This window comes from Brevibacterium sp. FME17 (assembly GCF_014897515.1).
Classification (GTDB): Bacteria; Actinomycetota; Actinomycetes; order Actinomycetales; family Brevibacteriaceae; genus Brevibacterium.
The window spans coordinates 37,204-57,168 of the sequence record NZ_JABUYD010000004.1 but is presented as its reverse complement, the minus strand read 5'-3'; the positions used below and the strand labels follow the sequence as shown (position 1 = coordinate 57,168).

The window sequence follows — 19,965 nt, the reverse complement described above, 5'->3', positions numbered from 1 at the left end:
GCTCATGGAGATCACCCACATTCCGGCCGGGTCTCGCACTGATGATGAGATCGAAGGTATCCTCGCCGAGGTGGTCGACTTCGACACGCTCATCAACCGGGCATCGGGGCTCGGCACCGATTTCGACCCCCGGTCAGACGAAGTGCGCCAGGAGCTGGTCTCAGCCAACGAATATGTGACACATCAGACGTGGATCGGCCGCAGCGGTGGGGCCATCGTGGCCAAGGGCATCGCGTACCTCACTCTGCAGGACAATGTCGATGTCGCTGAGGTGTGGTGCTCGGTTCATCCGGGCCTGCGCAGACAGGGATTGGGATCCGAGCTGCTCCTCGCCATGGAGGCGTCCCTGGCCGACCAGGGACGCACCCAGCTGACCAGTTATTGCGAGATCCCGGCATCGGCTCGTGACGGAGATCTTCGGGGTGCGCACCTGGCCGCCGAATCCGGAGCGGGCAGTCTGCCGGTCGAGCACCCGGGCGTCGCATTTCTGCTCCGGCACGGATTCGCGTTCAAACAGCTCGAGCGGTGCTCCGTGGCGCAGACCACCACGGCGGCGAAGCTGCCCGCCGCCGAACTCGATGAGGGCTACACGATTGAGACATGGAGTGGGCCGACCCCCGAACACCGGCTTGACGCGATCGCCCTCTTACACCAGCGGATGTCCACGGATACCCCCGGTGCCGAAGAGTTCGGGGAGGAGGAGAAGTGGGACGCCGCGCGAGTCCGCGCCCTCAACGCGACACGAAGCGAGGGGCACGAGCGCCTCGGCACGGCTCTAGCTCTCAAAGGTGACGCCGCCGCCGGCTTCACCGAGGTCGCTCACTTCGAGGAGCGGCCAGTGGTGGGATGGCAGGGTTCGACTCTTGTGGCCCGTGAACACCGTGGACACGGACTCGGCACGGCGCTGAAGATCGCCAATCATGTGGCTCTGGGTGAGCGCGCCAGCGTGGAACGGATCTACACGTGGAACGCGGTGGAGAACTCGTGGATGCTTCTCATCAATGACAGGGCTGGATTCGCAACCTGGGCCTGGGTCGGTCTGTGGAAAAAACACCTTGCATGACTTGACCGATTGCTATAGGCTTGATATTTGCGTTGATCTGCCTGTGGCGTGCCTTCATATAGCGGGGGGCACCTCATTTCCACTCAAGTGAACCACGTTGTCGCCCGGTGTCGAAATCTGACACACCTGGGACTGTCGATGTGACTTCGGGTGGACAGTCAACCTATCAATTGGTGAAGCATTCGGAAGGACCCCATTGGCCGCCGCCAACGATAACACCAGGACCGCTAACGCCCCCAAGAGAATCTCCTTCGCGAAGATTCGCGAACCGCTCGAGGTTCCCGATCTGCTCGGTCTGCAGACCGACAGCTTCGATTGGCTCATCGGCTCAGAAACGTGGCAGGACCGCGTAGCCGAAGCCATCGAAATCGGAGACGATTCCGTCGCTACCACTTCGGGACTCGAAGATATCTTCGAAGAGATCTCACCGATCGAGGACTTCGGTGGATCGATGTCGCTGTCGTTCCGGGAGCACCGGTTCGAAGCTGCCAAGTACTCCATCGATGAGTGCAAGGAACGCGACATGACCTATTCGGCGCCACTTTATGTGACCGCCGAATTCATGAACAACAACACAGGCGAGATCAAGAGCCAGACGGTCTTCATGGGTGATTTCCCACTCATGACCGACAAAGGCACGTTCATCGTCAACGGCACCGAGCGCGTCGTCGTCTCGCAGCTTGTGCGTTCGCCCGGCGCCTACTTCGAGTCCAGCGTCGACAAGACCACGGACAAGGACATCTTCACTGCGAAGATCATCCCGTCACGTGGTGCATGGTTGGAATTCGAGGTCGACAAGCGCGACCAGGTCGGCGTGCGTCTCGACCGCAAGCGCAAGCAGTCCGTGACTGTGCTGCTCAAGGCCCTCGGTTGGTCCGAAGCGAAGATCCTCGAGGAGTTCGGCGAGTTCGAGTCGATCCGCGAGACCATGGCAAAGGACACGGTCAGCACACAGGACGAAGCGCTGCTCGACATCTACAAGAAGCTGCGCCCGGCAGAACCCGCGACCGCTGAAGCGGCACGTAACCTGCTCAACAACCTGTACTTCAACCCCAAGCGCTACGACCTGGCCAAGGTCGGCCGCTACAAGGTCAACCGCAAGCTGGGCGTCGATGCACCGCTGAGTGACTCGGTCCTCTCGACTGATGACGTGGTTGCGACCATCCGTTACCTCGTGTCCCTGCACGCCGGTGTCGAAACCTCCAAGGGCATCCGTGAGGGCGAGAACATCGAGCTCAACGTGAAGCTCGACGACATCGACCACTTCGGCAACCGTCGCATCCGCGCGGTCGGCGAGCTCATCGAGAACCAGGTCCGCACCGGACTCTCTCGTATGGAGCGCGTCGTGCGTGAGCGCATGACGACCCAGGACGTTGAAGCGATCACACCTCAGACCCTGATCAATATCCGCCCCGTGGTGGCTGCGATCAAGGAGTTCTTCGGCACCTCGCAGCTCTCGCAGTTCATGGATCAGAACAACCCGCTCGCGGGTCTGACTCACAAGCGTCGTCTGTCCGCACTGGGACCTGGCGGTCTCTCTCGTGACCGTGCCGCCATGGAAGTCCGTGACGTTCACCCGTCGCACTACGGACGTATGTGCCCCATCGAGACTCCCGAAGGCCCGAACATCGGTCTGATCGGTTCGCTGGCGTCCTACGCCCGCATCAACCCATTCGGATTCATCGAAACGCCGTACCGCAAGGTCATCGACGGCGTCGTCACCGATGACACCGAGTACCTGACTGCCGACGATGAGCTCGAGTTCAACATCGCGCAGGCCAATGCGCCGCTGACCGAAGAGCAGCGCTTCGCTGAAGTCGAAGTTCTTGCTCGTCCTAAGGGCGGCGGCGGCGAAGCCGAGCTGGTTCAGTACGACACGATTGACTTCATGGACGTCTCTGCACGTCAGATGGTCTCCGTTGCGTCCGCACTGATTCCGTTCCTCGAGCACGATGACGCGAACCGTGCCCTCATGGGTGCGAACATGCAGCGTCAGGCTGTGCCGCTGGTGATGTCGGAGTCCCCAGTCGTGGGCACCGGCATGGAATACCGCGCTGCTGTCGACGCCGGCGATGTCATCACTGCCGATCGCCCAGGCGTCGTCACAGAGGTGTCCGCTGACTTCGTCACCGTGCTGGCTGACGATGGCACGATGCAGACCTACCGTGCGTCGAAGTTCAAGCGTTCCAACCACGGAACCTCGTACAACCAGCGCATCATCGTCGACGAAGGCGATCGCGTCACACCAGGCACGGTTCTGGCTGACGGACCGTCCACTGAGAACGGTGAGATGGCTCTGGGCAAGAACCTTCTCGTGGCATTCATGTCCTGGGAAGGCTACAACTTCGAGGATGCGATCATCCTCTCCCAGCGCCTCGTCCAGGATGATGTTCTGTCCTCGATCCACATCGAGGAGCACGAGGTCGATGCTCGCGACACCAAGCTCGGTGCCGAAGAGATCACCCGCGACATCCCGAACATCTCGCCGGACGCCCTGGCAGACATCGACGACCGCGGAATCATCCGCATCGGCGCCGAAGTCACCGACGGCGACATCCTCGTCGGCAAGGTCACCCCGAAGGGTGAGACCGAGCTGACACCGGAAGAGCGCCTGCTGCGCGCGATCTTCGGTGAGAAGTCCCGCGAAGTCCGCGACACCTCACTGCGTGTGCCTCACGGCGAGATCGGAACCGTCATCGGTGTCCGCGTCTTCGACCGCGAGGAAGACGATGAGCTCTCGCCGGGCGTCAACCAGATGGTCCGCGTCTACGTCGCTCAGCGTCGTAAGATCACCATCGGTGACAAGATGGCCGGTCGTCACGGCAACAAGGGTGTCATCTCGACCATCCTGCCCGTTGAGGACATGCCGTTCCTGGCCGACGGAACACCCGTCGACATCATCCTCAACCCCCACGGTGTTCCCCGTCGTATGAACATCGGACAGGTCTTCGAAGTCCACCTCGGGTGGATCTCGAAGCAGGGTTGGAAGATCGAAGGCAACCCCGAGTGGGCTGCCGACCTTCCTGCTGCGGCCCGCGAGGCCGAAGCAGGCACCAACTTGGCCACCCCGGTCTTCGATGGTGCGCATGAGCAGGAGCTGCGCGGACTGCTGGACTCCACGACTCCGAACCGCGATGGGGACCGCCTCATCGACTCTTCGGGCAAGGCCCAGCTGTTCGACGGTCGCTCCGGTGAGCCGTTCCCGTACCCGATCGCTGTCGGTTACATGTACATGCTCAAGCTCCACCACCTCGTCGACGACAAGATCCACGCGCGTTCGACCGGTCCGTACTCGATGATCACCCAGCAGCCGCTCGGTGGTAAGGCGCAGTTCGGCGGCCAGCGCTTCGGTGAGATGGAAGTGTGGGCCCTCGAGGCCTACGGTGCGGCGTACACGCTGCAGGAACTGCTGACGATCAAGTCCGATGACATCCCGGGCCGTGTGAAGGTCTATGAGGCCATCGTCAAGGGAGAGAACCTGCCCGATCCGGGAATCCCCGAGTCGTTCAAGGTCCTCATCAAGGAGATGCAGTCCCTGTGCCTCAACGTTGAAGTTCTGTCTTCGGACGGCGCCGAGGTTGAGATGCGTGACGGCGAGGACGAGGTCTACCGGGCAGCTGAAGAGCTCGGCATCGACTTGTCACGCCGTGAAGCCCAGACCGTAGAAGAAGTCTGAGGACTTCCACTTCAACCGACACAACTTCGCGGTGAACGAGACGTTCACCGCCAGGAAAGAGGATTTACGTGCCTGACGTCAATTTCTTTGATGAGCTACGTATCGGTCTTGCTACCGCGGAATCCATCCGCGGCTGGTCACACGGTGAGGTGAAAAAGCCTGAGACCATCAACTACCGCACACTCAAGCCCGAGAAGGACGGACTCTTCTGCGAGAAGATCTTCGGACCCACTCGCGACTGGGAGTGCGCCTGCGGCAAATACAAGCGTGTCCGCTTCAAGGGCATCATCTGTGAGCGCTGCGGCGTCGAGGTGACCCGCGCCAAGGTTCGCCGTGAGCGCATGGGACACATCGAGCTGGCCGCACCGGTCACTCACATCTGGTACTTCAAGGGCGTTCCTTCGCGCTTGGGCTACCTGCTGGACCTGGCACCGAAGGACCTCGAGAAGGTCATCTACTTCGCTGCCTACATGATCACCTCGGTGGATGAGGATTCTCGTCACCGTGATCTGCCCAGTCTGCAGAACAAGATCGACATCGAAAAGCAGCAGATCGGCACTCGCCGTGACGCCGACATCGACCGTCGTGCCAAGAAGCTCGAAGAGGATCTGGCAGCTCTCGAGGCCGACGGCGGCTCTGCCCCGGCCAAGAAGAAGCTGCGCGATGTCGCCGAGAAGGAAATGGAGAAGCTGCGCAAGAACGCCGACCGCGAGGTCGACCGTCTTGACCAGGTGTGGGACCGGTTCAAGAGCCTCAAGGTCAACGACCTCGAAGGCGACGAGAGCCTGTACCGCGAGATGTTCCACCGTTTCGGTCTGTACTTCACCGGTGCCATGGGCGCCGAGGCGATCCAGAAGCGGCTGCTCGACTTCGACCTCGAGGCCGAATCGGAGAAGCTGCGTGAACTCATCGCCACGGGCAAGGGTCAGCGCAAGACCCGTGCCCTGAAGCGTCTCAAGGTCGTAAACGCGTTCTTGACCACTGATAACAACCCCGAGGGCATGGTCCTCGACGTTGTTCCGGTTGTGCCGCCTGAGCTGCGCCCCATGGTGCAGCTCGACGGTGGACGTTTCGCCACGTCTGACCTCAACGACCTCTATCGTCGTGTGATCAACCGCAACAACCGCCTCAAGCGTCTGCTCGATCTCGGTGCACCCGAGATCATCGTCAACAACGAGAAGCGGATGCTGCAGGAAGCCGTCGACTCGCTGTTCGACAACGGCCGTCGCGGTCGTCCTGTGACCGGACCGGGCAACCGTCCGTTGAAGTCGCTGTCGGACATGCTCAAGGGCAAGCAGGGACGTTTCCGTCAGAACCTCCTGGGCAAGCGTGTGGACTACTCGGGCCGTTCGGTCATCGTGGTCGGTCCGCAGCTGCACCTGCACCAGTGTGGTCTGCCCAAGACCATGGCTCTGGAATTGTTCAAGCCCTTCGTGATGAAGCGCCTGGTCGATCTCAACCATGCGCAGAACATCAAGTCGGCCAAGCGGATGGTCGAACGTCAGCACCCTCAGGTGTGGGACGTGCTCGAAGAGGTCATCACCGAACACCCGGTGCTGCTCAACCGTGCACCGACCCTGCACCGTCTGGGCATCCAGGCGTTCGAACCTCAGCTCATCGAGGGTAAGGCCATCCAGCTGCACCCGCTCGTCTGTTCGGCGTTCAACGCTGACTTCGACGGTGACCAGATGGCAGTCCACCTGCCGCTGAGCCCCGAGGCTCAGGCTGAGGCACGCGTGCTCATGCTCTCCGCCAACAACATCCTCAAGCCTTCGGACGGCAAGCCCGTGACCATGCCCTCACAGGACATGATCATCGGTCTGTACCACCTCACCTCCGAACGCAAGGGACTGGCCGGCGAAGGGCGCTCCTTCTCCGGTCTCGGCGAAGCCATCATGGCCTTCGACCGTGGCGAGCTGGATCTGGGTTCGAACATCACGATCCGCCTTGAGAACGTCGTCCCCGGTGACGATCTCGAGACTCCTGAAGGTTGGGAAGCCGGCGATCCGCTGGACGTGCAGACCACCCTGGGTCGCGCACAGTTCAATGACTACCTGCCTGCTGACTACTCGTTCGTGAACTCTACGATCGACAAGAAGGCACTCAGCCGCATTGTGAACTACCTGGCCGAGGAATACCCCAAGGTCGAGGTTGCACACACCTTGGACAACTTCAAGGCCGGCGGCTTCTACTGGGCGACTCGTTCGGGCATCACTATTTCGATGTCCGATGTGGTCTCACCTGTGGCCAAGCCGGAGATCATCGACCACGCCGAGGCTCTCGATACGAAGGTTCAGCAGCAGTACGAACTCGGTGCGCTCACCGACGACGAACGCCGCAACGAACTGGTCAAGCTCTGGACCGAGACGACCGAGAAGGTCGACCAGGTCATGCGCACGAGCTTCCCAGAGGAGAACTCGGTTATGCGTCTGGTGGAGTCCGGTGCATCCGGTAACTGGATGCAGGTCCGCCAGCTGGCCGGTATGCGTGGCCTGGTGACGAACCCGAAGGGTGAGATCATCCCTCGCCCGATCGTTTCGAACTACCGTGAGGGTCTTTCGGTGCTCGAGTACTTCATCGCCTCGCACGGTGCTCGTAAGGGTCTGGCCGATACCGCTCTGCGTACCGCTGACTCCGGTTACCTGACCCGTCGTCTCGTCGACGTGTCACAGGACGTCATCGTGCGCACCGCTGAGGCCGATTCCAATAAGGGCATCACTCTGCCTGCAGCCGAGCGTGACCACGAGGGCAACCTCGTGCCGCACGAGTATGCAGAGACCAGTCTCTACGGTCGCCTCACGGTCTCAGACGTCTCCGACGCCGATGGCAATGTCATCGTCCCGGCGAAGACCGACGTGACCGCAGACACGATCGATACGCTGGTCGCAGCCGGAATCGAAGAGCTCAAGGTTCACTCCGTGCTCACCGCAGATTCCGATACGCAGATCTCGGCCATGCATTACGGCCGTTCGATGGCCACCGGAAAGCTCGTCGACATCGGCGAAGCCATCGGTACCGTCGCTGCCCAGTCGATCGGTGAGCCGGGAACCCAGCTCACCATGCGTACCTTCCACACGGGTGGTGCGGCGGCTGCTACGGGTGACATCACCCAGGGTCTGCCGCGTGTGACCGAGCTCTTCGAAGCTCGCACACCGAAGGGCTTTGCTCCCATCGCCGAGGCGACCGGACGTGTCAAGGTCGATGACAGCCGCAAGACCCGCTTCGTCGTCATCACCCCCGATGACGGTGGCGAAGAGATCGAGCACGCAGTGTCCAAGCGTGCCCGTCTCCTCGTTGAGGACGGACAGAACGTCAAGGCCGGCGAACAGCTGGTCGTCGGTGCTGTCGATCCCAAGCAGGTGCTGCGCATCCGTGGTCGTCGTGAAGCTGAGCGGTTCCTCGTCGAGCAGGTGCAGAAGGTGTACCGCTCGCAGGGCGTGGGCATCCACGACAAGCACATCGAGGTCATCGTCCGGCAGATGCTGCGTCGCGTGACCGTGATCGAGTCGGGCGACACGAACCTGCTGCCCGGCGAGCTGGTCGACCGTGGTCGCTACCAGGGCGAGAACCGCCGTGTGGTTGCCGAAGGCGGCCAGCCGGCATCGGCTCGTGACGAGCTCATGGGTATCACGAAGGCCTCTCTGGCCACCGATTCGTGGCTGTCCGCCGCGTCCTTCCAGGAGACGACACGCGTCCTCACCGAGGCCGCTATGGAAGGCAAGTCGGACACACTGCTCGGACTCAAGGAGAACGTCATCCTCGGTAAGCTCATCCCTGCGGGCACCGGCCTGCAGACACACCGCGACATCGTGGTGGAGCCGACGGAGGAGGCGAAGGCCGAGATGTTCACGAACAGCTACGGCGACTTCTACGCAGGCATCGGCTCCGATTCCGGATCCGCCATCCCGCTGGAAGACTACGACTACGGTGCGTTCAGCTGAAGCTGAACGCATGAGGCTGAGGTCCGCTGCGGAGTCCTAGGACTCCGGCCAGGAGGCCTCAGCCAGCAGTCACAGCAAGAGGGGCACCCGCCAATTGGCGGGTGCCCCTCTTCGCCTATTCACGTGCAGAAGGTTTACTGGGCGACACACTTCCCTCATGAATCACGCGCAGAGAGAACGCGCTGCCCTAAGTCTGACTGCTGTGGGTCCCTCCCGAACGCCGTGGGGTGGCTCCCGAACGGCGTGGTCGCCTCCGGAACGGCGGTTCGTGCCAACGGTTGGTAGGTCTGCTTCGAAAATCGTCTTCGATTCGCGACAGACTTACCAACCGTTGCTGATTCGAGGCGAACCGTCCGTGAAGGCGTGCATGAAGGCGTCCGTGCAGGACGGGTCTTCAGCCGAAGAGGACCTGAGCCTCTTCCCAGCGCTGAAGCGGGACCGACTTGAGACGGTCGACGGCCGATGCCATATCGACCGAGTGGATCTCCGTGCCCCTGAGGCTCGCCATCTTGCCCCAGTCGCCGCTCTGAGCAAGGTCCGCCGCGGCCATCCCCAGCCGGGTCGACAGGACCCGGTCATAGGCGGTGGGGGAGCCCCCTCGCTGCAGATGACCGAGGATGGTGGCACGCGATTCGATTCCCGTGATCTCTTCGATCTTCGGAGCCAGGAAATCCGCAATCCCGCCGAGGCGGGTCCGTCCTTTGTTGTCGACACCGCGATCGGACACCTGCTCGTCGAGCCCCTCGGGAATGAAGCCCTCGGCCACGACGACGATCGGGGCACGGCCGCGGTCCCTGGCCGATGTCACCCATTCCTCGATCTGGTCGAAGGAGACGGGAAACTCCGGCATGAGGATAGCGTGAGCGCCACCGGCCATTCCCGCATGCAGTGCGATCCATCCGACGTTGCGGCCCATGACCTCGATGACCATGCATCGATGATGGGACTCCGCCGTTGTGCGGAGCCGATCGATGGACTCGGTCGCGATGGCCTGGGCGGAGTCGAAGCCGAAGGTGTAGTCGGTGCCGCTGAGATCGTTGTCGATGGTCTTAGGGACTCCGATGATGTTGAGTCCCTCCTCGGTCACGAGTCGAGAGGCGCCTGCCAGTGTGCCTTCGCCGCCGATCGCAATGATGGCGTCAATGTCGTGGGAGGCCATGACCTCGCGCATCCGATTCGGTCCGCCGCCCTCGTACGGGTGGGTGCGGGAGGTGCCGAGGATGGTGCCGCCTCGTCCTGAGAGTCCACGGACGTCGAGCATCGTCATGTCGAACATGTCGTCTTCGAGCAGGCCGCGCCAACCATCGCGGATTCCGACAAACGTATCCTCGTGGGAGCGGATGCCCTTGCGGACGATTCCGCGGATGACCGCGTTGAGTCCGGGGCAGTCGCCGCCGGAGGTGAGTACACCTATCTTCATTCGAGTTGCCCCTGATCCTTTGCTCGGTAGCCTTTGGCCAAATGCACGTCATGGCCGGCCATGAAGGAGACTCCTTTGAGAATGAGCGTCCCGTTGGATCCGTCGCCTTTGGCGGAGCCGCGGATCTCATTTCCGGCCATGATGTTGATCGTATCGTCGCGGATGCGCACACCTGGCGGCACGTAGATGTCGTGGCCTGCCATCATAGAATACGACGTCAGCGACACGGCGACTCCCGGTCCCATGACGTCGCACAGGTCGATGTTGTCGCCGCCCATGAGTGAGTAGGTCGTCACCTCGGCCGTGCCTGCTGGCACATCGAGTTCGCGCCCGGACATGATCGCCACCGAGTTCATCGGCTCCGCTGTGCCCGGTTCCGCCATCGGAGCCAGCGAGGTGGGCCCGTCGCTGCGGGCGAGTGATGTCCCCGCGGTCGTTCCGCCGGTCTGCCGCTGCAGGGACCGGTAGAGGTCATGACCTTCGGGGAGATCGTGGATGAGCGGCATCAGTTCGTCGAGGTACTTCGCCGAAATCGCCTCATCCTGGCGTTCGGCGGTCTCGTCCGGGTCGAGCCGACCGTTGCTGACCGCGTCGGTGATGACTCCGAGAACGGCGTCGCGGTCCTTGTCAGAGGCTCGGATGCGGGGCGCTGGCGAGTGCGGGGAATCGTCTGTGACCATGGTGACCAGTGTAGCGGGGGACGCATATCGCGAGACACGACTGTGCCCCCGCCGCATTGGCAGGGGCACAGTCATGAGCGCTCAGAACACTCGGCGGAGGAGGTCTCCGTCAGCGGTGCAGGTCGAAGCGGTCTGCTTCGACGAGCTTGCTCCAGGCCTTGACGAAGTCGTTGACGAACTTCTCCTGGGCATCATCGGAGGCGTACACCTCGGCGATGGCGCGCAGTTCGGAATTGGCACCGAAGAGCAGATCGATCCGGCTGCCGGTCCACAGCTTCTCTCCTGCGGGGGAGAAGCACTCGTAGACGTTGGCGGACTCGGACGGCCCGACCGGTTTCCAGACGTTGCCCAGCTCGAGCAGGTTGACGAAGAAGTCGTTCGTCAGCTCGCCCGGACGGTCGGTGAAGACACCGAGTTCGGAATCCTGGTAGTTCGCGCCGAGGACGCGCAGCCCACCGATGAGCACGGTCATCTCCGAGGGAGTCAGACCGAGCAGGCTGGCCCTGTCCAGAAGGAGGAACTCGGCCGACAGGGGCAGATCCTCTGTCAGATAGTTACGGAATCCGTCGTGTGTCGGCTCCAGGTACGAGAACGAATCGACATCGGTCTGCTCCTGGGTCGCGTCACCGCGGCCGGTCGTGACCGGAACGCTGACATCATGGCCTGCGGCCTTCGCCGCGGTTTCGATGCCGACGCCGCCAGCGATCGCCAGGACATCGGCGAACGTTGCTCCGGTGTCCGCTGCGATGCGTTCGAGGACTGTGATGACCTCGGCCAGCTTCGCGGGCTCGTTGACTTCCCAGCTCTTCTGCGGTTCGAGGCGCAGGCGTCCGCCGTTGACTCCGCCGCGGAAGTCGGAGACACGGTGGGATGATGCTGCGGCCCAGGTGGTTGAGACGAGCTGGGAGACGCTCAGTCCGGATTCGCGCACTGCAGCCTTGACGGCCTCGAGCTGGCTCGCATCGAGCGGTGTGCCGGCCGGGACCGGGTCCTGCCAGATGAGCTCTTCGCTGGGGACCTCGGGTCCGAGATAGCGAGTGGAGGGGCCCATGTCACGGTGAGTGAGCTTGAACCAGGCGCGGGCGAAGGCATCCTCGAAGGCCTTCTGGTCGTCCTTGAAGCGGCGCGAGATCTCACCATAGATGGGATCGAAACGCAACGAAAGGTCGGTTGTGAGCATGCGGGGCTCACGGCGTCCGTCGCCCTGAGCCATCGGAACCATGTCATCGCCGCCGCCGTCGACTGGGCGCCACTGCAGATGTCCGCCTTCGTTCTCGAAGACCTCCCATTCGTAGGCGAAGAGGATGTGGAAGAACTCGTTGTCCCACCGGGTGGGGTGGTAGGTCCACGTGACCTCGATGCCGCTGCCGACGGTGTCATTGCCCTGGCCGGTGCCGAAATCGGACTTCCAGCCCAGGCCCTGCTCCTCGATCGGTGCGGCTTCCGGATCTCCGCCCTTGTGCGACTCGGGTGCTGCGCCGTGGGTCTTGCCGAAGGTGTGTCCACCTGCGATGAGAGCGACTGTCTCCTCGTCGTTCATGGCCATGCGACCGAAGGTCTCGCGGATGTCGATGGCTGCGGCCAGCGGATCCGGCTTGCCCTCTGGGCCCTCAGGGTTGACGTAGATGAGGCCCATGGTCGTTGCCGCCAGCGGCTTCTGCAGTTCGCGGTTGCCCACATAGCGCTTGTCAGTGCCCAGCCATTCGGTCTCGGAGCCCCAGTAGACGTCATTGTCGGGTTCCCACACGTCCTTGCGGCCACCGGCGTAGCCGAAAGTCTTGAAGCCCATGGACTCGAGACCTACGTTTCCGGCGAGAATGAATAGATCAGCCCAGGAGATCTTCTTGCCGTACTTCTTCTTGACCGGCCAGAGCAGACGACGTGCCTTGTCGAGACCCACGTTGTCGGGCCAGGAATTCAGAGGTGCAAAACGCTGCTGCCCTTCGCCGCCGCCGCCGCGTCCGTCCTGGACTCGGTAGGTGCCGGCGGAGTGCCAGGCCATGCGGATCATGAACGGGCCGTAGTGACCGAAATCGGCTGACCACCAGTCGGCGTTCGTCTTCTGCAGCTCTTCGATATCGGCCTTGAGCGCGTAGTAGTCGAGGCTGGCGAACTCGGCGTCGTAGTCGAAGCCTTCGTCCATCGGGTCGCGGGCAGGCTGGTTCTTGGCCAAGATCTTGAGGTTGAGGCGATTCGGCCACCAATGCGAATTGGCATCGCCCTGGCTGGGATCGACCAGCGAGTCGGCATCGGGCGTCGTCGCCGCTGCCGAGGTGGTGTGGGCGACTGGACAGCCGCCGGCGGTGGAAGTATCGGTCATAATATTCCTTTCACTTTCGAGTCCCGTCAGGACCCGGTTGAAGACAAAGGTGTGGCTTTGTCATTGGGTGGATCGGCTCAGACCGCCGAGGCGGGTTCGGTGCTGCCCGAAGGCGCTGCAGACACAGCGCAGTCAGGACAAAGACCCCAGAACGTGACTTCGGCCTGTTCGACGACGAATCCAGCGTCGAGTGAAGGGGTCAAGCAGGGGGCCTGCCCGACCGCACAGTCGACGTCGACGATGAGGTTGCACGAGCGGCACACGAGGTGGTGATGATTGTCCCCGATGCGTCTCTCGTAACGGGCCACGGACCCGGACGGCTGAATGCACCGCACGAGTCCGACTTCGGTGAGTGTGTGCAGCGAGTCGTACACTGCCTGATGCGATACCTCGGGGAGGTTCTCCCGGACGGCGCGGATGACGGTCTCGGTGTCTGCATGCTGGTGGTCGCACACAGCCGCGAGAACCGCGACTCTCTGTTTCGTCACGCGAAGGGAACTCTCCCGCAGTGCAGCGGTCGGTTCCCATTCGTGCCTATCCTTGTTCTCAGCCACAGCAACAGCTTGCCGCCTTTTCTTGAATGAGTCAAGGAAGCGACAGTCCATCGGACGCCGTGATCGCCGGTCAGCGGCCTCGTATTTCGGTCCGTGAAGATGCCCGAGCCGGAGGAGTGGCGGTTGTGTCGTGAAGCGCACAGGCGCTGGTTTTGACCAGATGCCCGCGACCACGATATTCTAGGATGCGACTGATTGTGTTTCCTGCGTTCGCGAATGATCATGCCGGATGTTTTGTGAGATCCGGACCGCTGTGTGAATTCGTCAGAAGCAGGCCGCCGACGTGTCATTCTGCATAGGTTGTGTGTCATTGCGACACACCCGAGTGCAGGGTTCACTGCGTCGCGCGAATACTGGCATCGGGCGTGAAGCTTCACCCGGTGTTCAGTCGGATATGTCCCACGGTTCACAAATATGGCTGATGCCATGGCCAGTGTGGGAATTAGGTTTATCGAGAAGCAAATGGAGAACGCTTAGTGCCGACAATCCAGCAGCTCGTCCGCAAGGGACGACATGTCAATTCAGCAGGATCCGACGCTCCTGCTCTGAAGAGCAGCCCGCAGCGTCGTGGAGTGTGCACCCGTGTGTACACCACTACACCTAAGAAGCCGAACTCGGCTCTTCGCAAGGTCGCTCGTGTCAAGCTTTCGAGCCAGATCGAAGTGACTGCCTACATCCCAGGCGAAGGACACAACCTGCAGGAGCACTCGATCGTGCTCGTGCGCGGTGGTCGTGTCAAGGACCTGCCAGGTGTGCGCTACCGAATCGTTCGCGGTTCGCTTGACACCCAGGGTGTCAAGGGCCGCCAGCAGGCACGCAGCAAGTACGGTGCGAAGAGGGAGAAGAAGTAATGCCACGTAAAGGTCCTGCACCCAAGCGACCGATCGTCATTGACCCGGTCTTCAGTTCGCCGATCGTCACGCAGTTGATCAACAAGATCCTGCTCGATGGAAAGCGTTCGACCGCTGAGCGCATCGTCTACGGTGCACTTGAAGGTACCCGTGAGAAGAACGGCAATGACCCAGTTGTCAACCTGAAGAAGGCTCTCGACAACATTCGCCCATCCCTCGAGGTTCGCTCTCGCCGTGTCGGCGGCGCAACCTACCAGGTTCCGGTCGATGTTCGTCCGGTTCGTTCGACGACTTTGGCACTGCGCTGGCTCGTAGCTTATTCCCGCCAGCGTCGTGAGAAGACGATGACCGAACGCCTCATGAATGAGATTCTCGATGCGAGCAACGGCCTCGGCGCTGCTGTGAAGCGTCGCGAAGACACCCACAAGATGGCCGAGTCCAACAAGGCCTTCGCCCACTACCGCTGGTAATCGTTCCTCCCCGGACACTTGGCTGGCAGGCGTCATGCGGCGCCTGCCGGCCAGGCAGCGGGGGAGTCGATCACATCATCGAGTGAGAGAGAGACACCGTGGCACTTGACGTGCTCACCGACCTGAACAAGGTCCGCAACATCGGCATCATGGCCCACATCGATGCCGGCAAGACCACCACAACCGAACGCATCCTTTACTACACCGGTGTGAACTACAAGATCGGCGAGACCCACGACGGTGCCTCGACGATGGACTGGATGGATCAGGAGCAGGAACGCGGCATCACGATCACGTCGGCTGCCACCACCTGCTACTGGCACGACAACCAGATCAACATCATCGACACCCCGGGCCACGTCGACTTCACCGTCGAGGTTGAGCGCTCACTGCGCGTCCTCGATGGCGCCGTCGCCGTCTTCGATGGCAAGGAAGGCGTTGAGCCGCAGTCCGAGACCGTGTGGCGTCAGGCTGACAAGTACGACGTGCCTCGCGTGTGCTTCGTCAACAAGATGGACAAGCTCGGTGCTGACTTCTACTTCACCATCGACACCATCCGGGAACGTCTCGGAGCCAAGCCGCTGGTCATTCAGCTGCCGATCGGTTCCGAGTCGGACTTCGCCGGAGTCGTCGACCTTCTTGAGATGAAGGCCTACATCTGGCCTGATGAGTCCAAGAAGGGTCAGGACATGACCGAGATCGAAATCCCAGAGGATCTCAAGGACAAGGCCGTGGAATACCGCGCCAAGCTCGTCGAGGATGTTGCTGAAGCAACCGACGAACTCATGGAGAAGTACCTTGAGGGCGAAGAGATTTCGATCTCTGAGATCAAGGACGGCATCCGTTCGCTCGTCGTCAACTCGACAGCTTTCCCTGTCATGTGTGGTTCGGCTTACAAGAACAAGGGCGTCCAGCCCATGCTCAATGCCGTCATCGACTACCTCCCTTCGCCTCTCGAAGTTCCTCCCATGGTCGGAGAGAACCCTCGTGATGAAGACGAGAAGCTTACTCGCAAGCCTTCCGTCGACGAGCCTTTCTCGGCTCTGGCGTTCAAGGTGGCTACCCACCCGTTCTTCGGCACGCTGACGTACGTTCGCGTGTATTCGGGCCAGGTCAAGTCGGGTGAGCAGGTTCTCAACTCCACGAGTGGTAAGAAGGAGCGCGTGGGCAAGCTCTTCCAGATGCACTCCAACAAGGAGAACCCTGTCGAAGAGGCCATTGCCGGTCACATCTATGCGTTCATCGGTCTCAAGGAGACAACCACCGGTGACACGCTCTGTGACTCCAGTCACCCGATCGCTCTCGAATCGATGACATTCCCTGAGCCGGTTATCTCTGTGGCGATTGAGCCCAAGACCAAGAGCGACCAGGAGAAGCTGTCAGCAGCCATCCAGAAGTTCGTCAGGGAAGACCCGACATACCGGGTTGAACTGGACGTGGAGACAGGTCAGACTGTCATCCGCGGAATGGGCGAGCTTCACCTCGACATCCTCGTTGACCGTATGCGCCGCGAGTTCAAGGTCGAGGCGAACGTCGGCAAGCCGCAGGTCGCCTACCGTGAAACCATTCGTCGCACTGTCGAGAAGTACGATTACACCCACAAGAAGCAGACGGGTGGATCGGGACAGTTCGCGAAGGTCCAGGTCACCTTCGAACCCCTCGAGGTCGAAGGCGATACGATTTACGAATTCGAGAATGCTGTCACGGGCGGTCGTATTCCGCGCGAGTACATTCCGAGCGTCGACGCCGGTATCCAGGACGCCATGCAGCTTGGTGTCCTCGCCGGTTATCCGATGGTGGGCGTCAAAGCCACACTCATCGACGGCGCCTTCCACGATGTCGACTCTTCGGAGATGGCATTCAAGATCGCCGGCTCGATGGTCTTCAAGGAGGCCGTTCAGAAGGCGAAGCCGGTTCTGCTGGAACCGGTCATGGACGTCGAGGTGCGTACCCCAGAGGAATACATGGGTGACGTCATCGGCGACCTCAATTCCCGACGTGGCCAGATCCAGTCGATGGACGATGCTTCCGGTGTGAAGGTCGTCAAGGCTGTGGTCCCGTTGTCGGAGATGTTCGGTTACATCGGTGATCTGCGGTCGAAGACCCAGGGCCGTGCGGTGTACTCGATGACTTTCTCCAGCTATGCGGAGGTCCCCAAGGCAGTTGCTGAGGAGATCGTCCAGAAGATGCGTGGCGGAGAGTAATCTCCGGTCCCCGGTCGCCACGGTGAGCAAGAACATGCTCACCGAAATGAAAGATAACCAACAAAGGTCTAAGATATGAACCGCATATCTTTTGCCAACCACGAGGAGGAACCCAGTGGCAAAGGCTAGTTTCGATAGGACTAAGCCGCACGTCAACATTGGCACCATCGGCCACGTTGACCACGGAAAGACCACCTTGACCGCCGCAATCACCAAGGTGTTGGCGGACAAGTACCCAGATCTCAATGAGGCTCGCGCCTTCGACCAGGTGGATAACGCACCTGAGGAGAAGGAGCGCGGCATCACGATCAACGTCTCGCACGTTGAATACCAGACCGAGAAGCGTCACTACGCTCACGTCGATGCCCCTGGTCACGCCGACTACATCAAGAACATGATTACCGGTGCTGCTCAGATGGACGGCGCAATCCTCGTGGTTGCCGCTACCGACGGTCCGATGCCGCAGACTCGCGAGCACGTTCTGCTCGCCCGTCAGGTTGGCGTGCCTTACATCGTTGTCGCACTGAACAAGTCCGACATGGTTGATGACGAGGAGCTCATTGAGCTCGTCGACTTCGAGGTCCGCGATCTGCTCTCGAGCCAGGACTTCGACGGCGACAACGCTCCCGTCATTCCTGTTTCCGCTCTCAAGGCGCTGGAAGGCGACGAGAAGTGGGTCAAGAGTGTCGAGACCCTCATGGAAGCCGTTGATGACAACGTTCCTGAGCCAGAGCGCGACATCGACAAGCCATTCCTCATGCCCGTCGAGGACGTCTTCACGATCACCGGTCGTGGAACCGTCGTCACCGGTCGTGTGGAGCGCGGCGTCCTGCTGCCTAACGATGACATCGAAATCGTCGGCATCAAGGAGAAGTCGTCCAAGACGACCGTCACCGCAATCGAGATGTTCCGCAAGACTCTGCCTGACGCACGTGCAGGTGAGAACGTCGGACTGCTCCTGCGCGGAACGAAGCGCGAAGATGTTGAGCGCGGACAGGTTATTGTGAAGCCTGGTTCGATCACGCCTCACACCAACTTTGAAGGCCAGGTCTACATTCTGAGCAAGGACGAGGGTGGACGTCACAACCCGTTCTACTCGAACTACCGTCCTCAGTTCTACTTCCGCACCACGGACGTCACCGGTGTCATCACGCTGCCTGAGGGCACCGAGATGGTCATGCCTGGTGACAACACCGACATGACGGTCGAGCTGATCCAGCCGATCGCTATGGAAGAGGGCCTCCGCTTCGCTATCCGCGAAGGTGGACGTACCGTCGGCGCTGGTCGAGTCACCAAGATCACCGCCTGATACATCTCGATCGCTGAGGCTTCGGCCTCGATATCGGAGCTTCGGCCTCGAGTGATTGGCGCAGAACCCCGGTCCGCAAGGGCCGGGGTTCTGTGTATTCACCGCCGGGAACTGCTCAGGCGCCCACAACGGCTGGACATGAAATGCCTCACAAGGGCCTTCCCTGGAATTGCGCCGATGAAGCGCTATATGACAAGATAGTGAAGTTGCGTTTTGGACGTTGACCCCTGCACTGCGGTAGCAATACCGCGAACAGTCCGGAACACTATCGGATCGATGAATCTGCGTGAAAGCGGGTTCGGACCGAGCAGCCAATGAGTAAAAGCGCCGTCGGCCCTTCAGGAGAATTGGAAAATTCTCCGACAGGATTAGCCGACACGCCCGACCTCGGGGGTCGGTCATGGTCAGCCGGCACAGACCACAGACGATTTTGATCGACTGCTGGTTGATGGCCGGAAGTAACTAAAGAAAGAGACGACGCCATGGCGGGACAGAAAATCCGCATTCGGCTCAAGTCGTACGACCATGCTGTGATTGACAGTGCTGCACGAAAGATCGTGGACACCGTCACTCGCGCAGGTGCGACTGTTGTGGGCCCCGTGCCGTTGCCAACGGAGAAGAACGTGTACTGCGTCATCCGTTCGCCACACAAGTACAAGGACAGCCGTGAGCATTTCGAAATGCGCACGCACAAGCGTCTGATCGACATCGTCGATCCGACGCCGAAGGCAGTCGACTCGCTGATGCGTCTCGACCTCGCTGACGACGTCAACATCGAGATCAAGCTCTAAGGGAGGCAAACATGGCGAACAATCGTTCATCAGCTCTCCCTACCACCCGCAAGGTCAAGGGCCTTCTGGGAACCAAGCTGGGCATGACCCAGGTTTGGGATGAGCAGAACAATCTCGTACCGGTGACCGTAGTGGCCGCCGGCAGCAACGTCGTGACGCAGATCCGCAATGAGGAAACCGACGGTTACCCCGCACTGCAGATCGCGTTCGGCGAGATCGATCCTCGCAAGGTCAACAAGCCCACTGCAGGCCACTTCGAGAAGGCCGGCGTGACACCACGCCGTCACCTTGTCGAGCTGCGCACCGCAGATGCTGCTGACTACGCACTGGGTCAGGAGCTCGGAGTCGACACGTTCGACGCCGGGATCAAGGTCGACGTGACCGCAAAGACCAAGGGTAAGGGAACCGCCGGTGTCATGAAGCGTCATGGCTTCGCTGGCGTCGGTGCCTCCCACGGACAGCACCGCAACCACCGTAAGCCGGGTTCAATCGGCGGAGCCGCGACTCCCGGTCGCGTGTTCAAGGGTATGCGCATGGCTGGCCGTATGGGTGCAGTCAAGCACACCACCCAGAACCTCACGATCCACGCCGTGGACACCGAGAACAACTTCCTGCTTATCAAGGGGGCCGTACCTGGTCCCAAGGGTGCAGTCGTTCTCGTTCGCTCGGCCGCTAAGGAGGGCTGA

13 protein-coding genes are annotated in these 19,965 nt (G+C 61.1%); 9 read left to right on the top strand and 4 right to left on the bottom strand.

All coding sequences use genetic code 11. The annotated features are described in order from the left end of the window. Positions 1–4 precede the first annotated feature (4 nt). The 3 genes from INT40_RS05465 to INT40_RS05455 all read left to right on the top strand — a co-directional run bounded on the left by INT40_RS05465 (position 5) and on the right by INT40_RS05455 (position 8,680). Positions 5–1,063: a GNAT family N-acetyltransferase gene (locus INT40_RS05465; protein ID WP_193072593.1), complete on the top strand. Its 1,059-nt coding sequence runs from the start codon at positions 5–7 to the stop codon at positions 1,061–1,063. A gap of 196 nt (positions 1,064–1,259) precedes the next feature. Beyond that, a complete protein-coding gene (rpoB, locus tag INT40_RS05460) occupies positions 1,260–4,739 on the top strand; it encodes a DNA-directed RNA polymerase subunit beta (protein WP_193095709.1) in 3,480 nt (1,159 codons plus the stop codon). 68 nt (positions 4,740–4,807) lie between these two features. Next, positions 4,808–8,680, top strand: coding sequence for a DNA-directed RNA polymerase subunit beta' (locus INT40_RS05455; protein WP_101574491.1), 3,873 nt, complete (start codon positions 4,808–4,810; stop codon positions 8,678–8,680). A gap of 394 nt (positions 8,681–9,074) precedes the next feature. Here INT40_RS05455 and INT40_RS05450 read toward each other — a convergent pair whose 3' ends face one another. The 4 genes from INT40_RS05450 to INT40_RS05435 all read right to left on the bottom strand — a co-directional run bounded on the left by INT40_RS05450 (position 9,075) and on the right by INT40_RS05435 (position 13,654). Further along, the gene (locus INT40_RS05450) at positions 9,075–10,100 is read right to left on the bottom strand and encodes a 6-phosphofructokinase (RefSeq protein WP_101574492.1); all 1,026 of its coding nucleotides are present in this window, start codon (positions 10,098–10,100) and stop codon (positions 9,075–9,077) included. Next, positions 10,097–10,780 (bottom strand): DUF1707 domain-containing protein, encoded by a 684-nt coding sequence (locus INT40_RS05445; protein WP_193095708.1) that lies wholly within the window; start codon positions 10,778–10,780, stop codon positions 10,097–10,099. The genes INT40_RS05450 and INT40_RS05445 overlap by 4 nt, the downstream gene beginning before the upstream one ends. A gap of 109 nt (positions 10,781–10,889) precedes the next feature. Beyond that, positions 10,890–13,100 carry a catalase/peroxidase HPI gene (gene katG, locus INT40_RS05440; protein ID WP_101574494.1) on the bottom strand — a complete coding sequence of 737 codons (2,211 nt, stop codon included), beginning with the start codon at positions 13,098–13,100 and terminating at the stop codon, positions 10,890–10,892. Positions 13,101–13,177: 77 nt separating this feature from the next. Beyond that, complete coding sequence (locus INT40_RS05435) at positions 13,178–13,654, bottom strand: Fur family transcriptional regulator (RefSeq protein ID WP_101574536.1); 477 nt, start codon at positions 13,652–13,654, stop codon at positions 13,178–13,180. A 476-nt stretch (positions 13,655–14,130) separates the two neighbouring features. Here INT40_RS05435 and rpsL point away from each other — a divergent pair, with 476 nt between their 5' ends. The 6 genes from rpsL (at position 14,131) to rplC (ending at position 19,965) form a co-directional block, all read left to right on the top strand. Beyond that, a complete protein-coding gene (rpsL, locus tag INT40_RS05430) occupies positions 14,131–14,505 on the top strand; it encodes a 30S ribosomal protein S12 (RefSeq protein WP_101574495.1) in 375 nt (124 codons plus the stop codon). Then, positions 14,505–14,975 (top strand): 30S ribosomal protein S7, encoded by a 471-nt coding sequence (rpsG, locus tag INT40_RS05425; RefSeq protein WP_009883572.1) that lies wholly within the window; start codon positions 14,505–14,507, stop codon positions 14,973–14,975. Before rpsL ends, rpsG begins: the two co-directional genes overlap by 1 nt. A gap of 98 nt (positions 14,976–15,073) precedes the next feature. Continuing rightward, on the top strand, positions 15,074–17,179 hold the full coding sequence (fusA, locus tag INT40_RS05420; protein WP_101574496.1) for an elongation factor G: 2,106 nt from the start codon (positions 15,074–15,076) through the stop codon (positions 17,177–17,179). A gap of 115 nt (positions 17,180–17,294) precedes the next feature. Further along, the gene (gene tuf, locus INT40_RS05415; RefSeq protein ID WP_101574497.1) at positions 17,295–18,488 is read left to right on the top strand and encodes an elongation factor Tu; all 1,194 of its coding nucleotides are present in this window, start codon (positions 17,295–17,297) and stop codon (positions 18,486–18,488) included. Between the two features lie 482 nt (positions 18,489–18,970). Then, entirely contained in the window at positions 18,971–19,279 is a 309-nt protein-coding gene (gene rpsJ / locus INT40_RS05410; RefSeq protein ID WP_009379191.1) for a 30S ribosomal protein S10, read from the top strand. Between the two features lie 11 nt (positions 19,280–19,290). Then, positions 19,291–19,965, top strand: coding sequence for a 50S ribosomal protein L3 (rplC, locus tag INT40_RS05405; protein ID WP_096161008.1), 675 nt, complete (start codon positions 19,291–19,293; stop codon positions 19,963–19,965).

Excerpts from the sequence above, each read along its gene's own strand:
- INT40_RS05465 (WP_193072593.1), top strand. The coding sequence starts at position 5 with ATGGAGATCACCCACATTCCGGCCGGGTCTCGCACTGATGATGAGATC.
- INT40_RS05450 (WP_101574492.1), bottom strand. The coding sequence starts at position 10,100 with ATGAAGATAGGTGTACTCACCTCCGGCGGCGACTGCCCCGGACTCAAC.
- INT40_RS05445 (WP_193095708.1), bottom strand. The coding sequence starts at position 10,780 with ATGGTCACAGACGATTCCCCGCACTCGCCAGCGCCCCGCATCCGAGCC.
- katG (WP_101574494.1), bottom strand. The coding sequence starts at position 13,100 with ATGACCGATACTTCCACCGCCGGCGGCTGTCCAGTCGCCCACACCACC.
- rpsG (WP_009883572.1), top strand. The coding sequence starts at position 14,505 with ATGCCACGTAAAGGTCCTGCACCCAAGCGACCGATCGTCATTGACCCG.
- rpsJ (WP_009379191.1), top strand. The coding sequence starts at position 18,971 with ATGGCGGGACAGAAAATCCGCATTCGGCTCAAGTCGTACGACCATGCT.
- rplC (WP_096161008.1), top strand. The coding sequence starts at position 19,291 with ATGGCGAACAATCGTTCATCAGCTCTCCCTACCACCCGCAAGGTCAAG.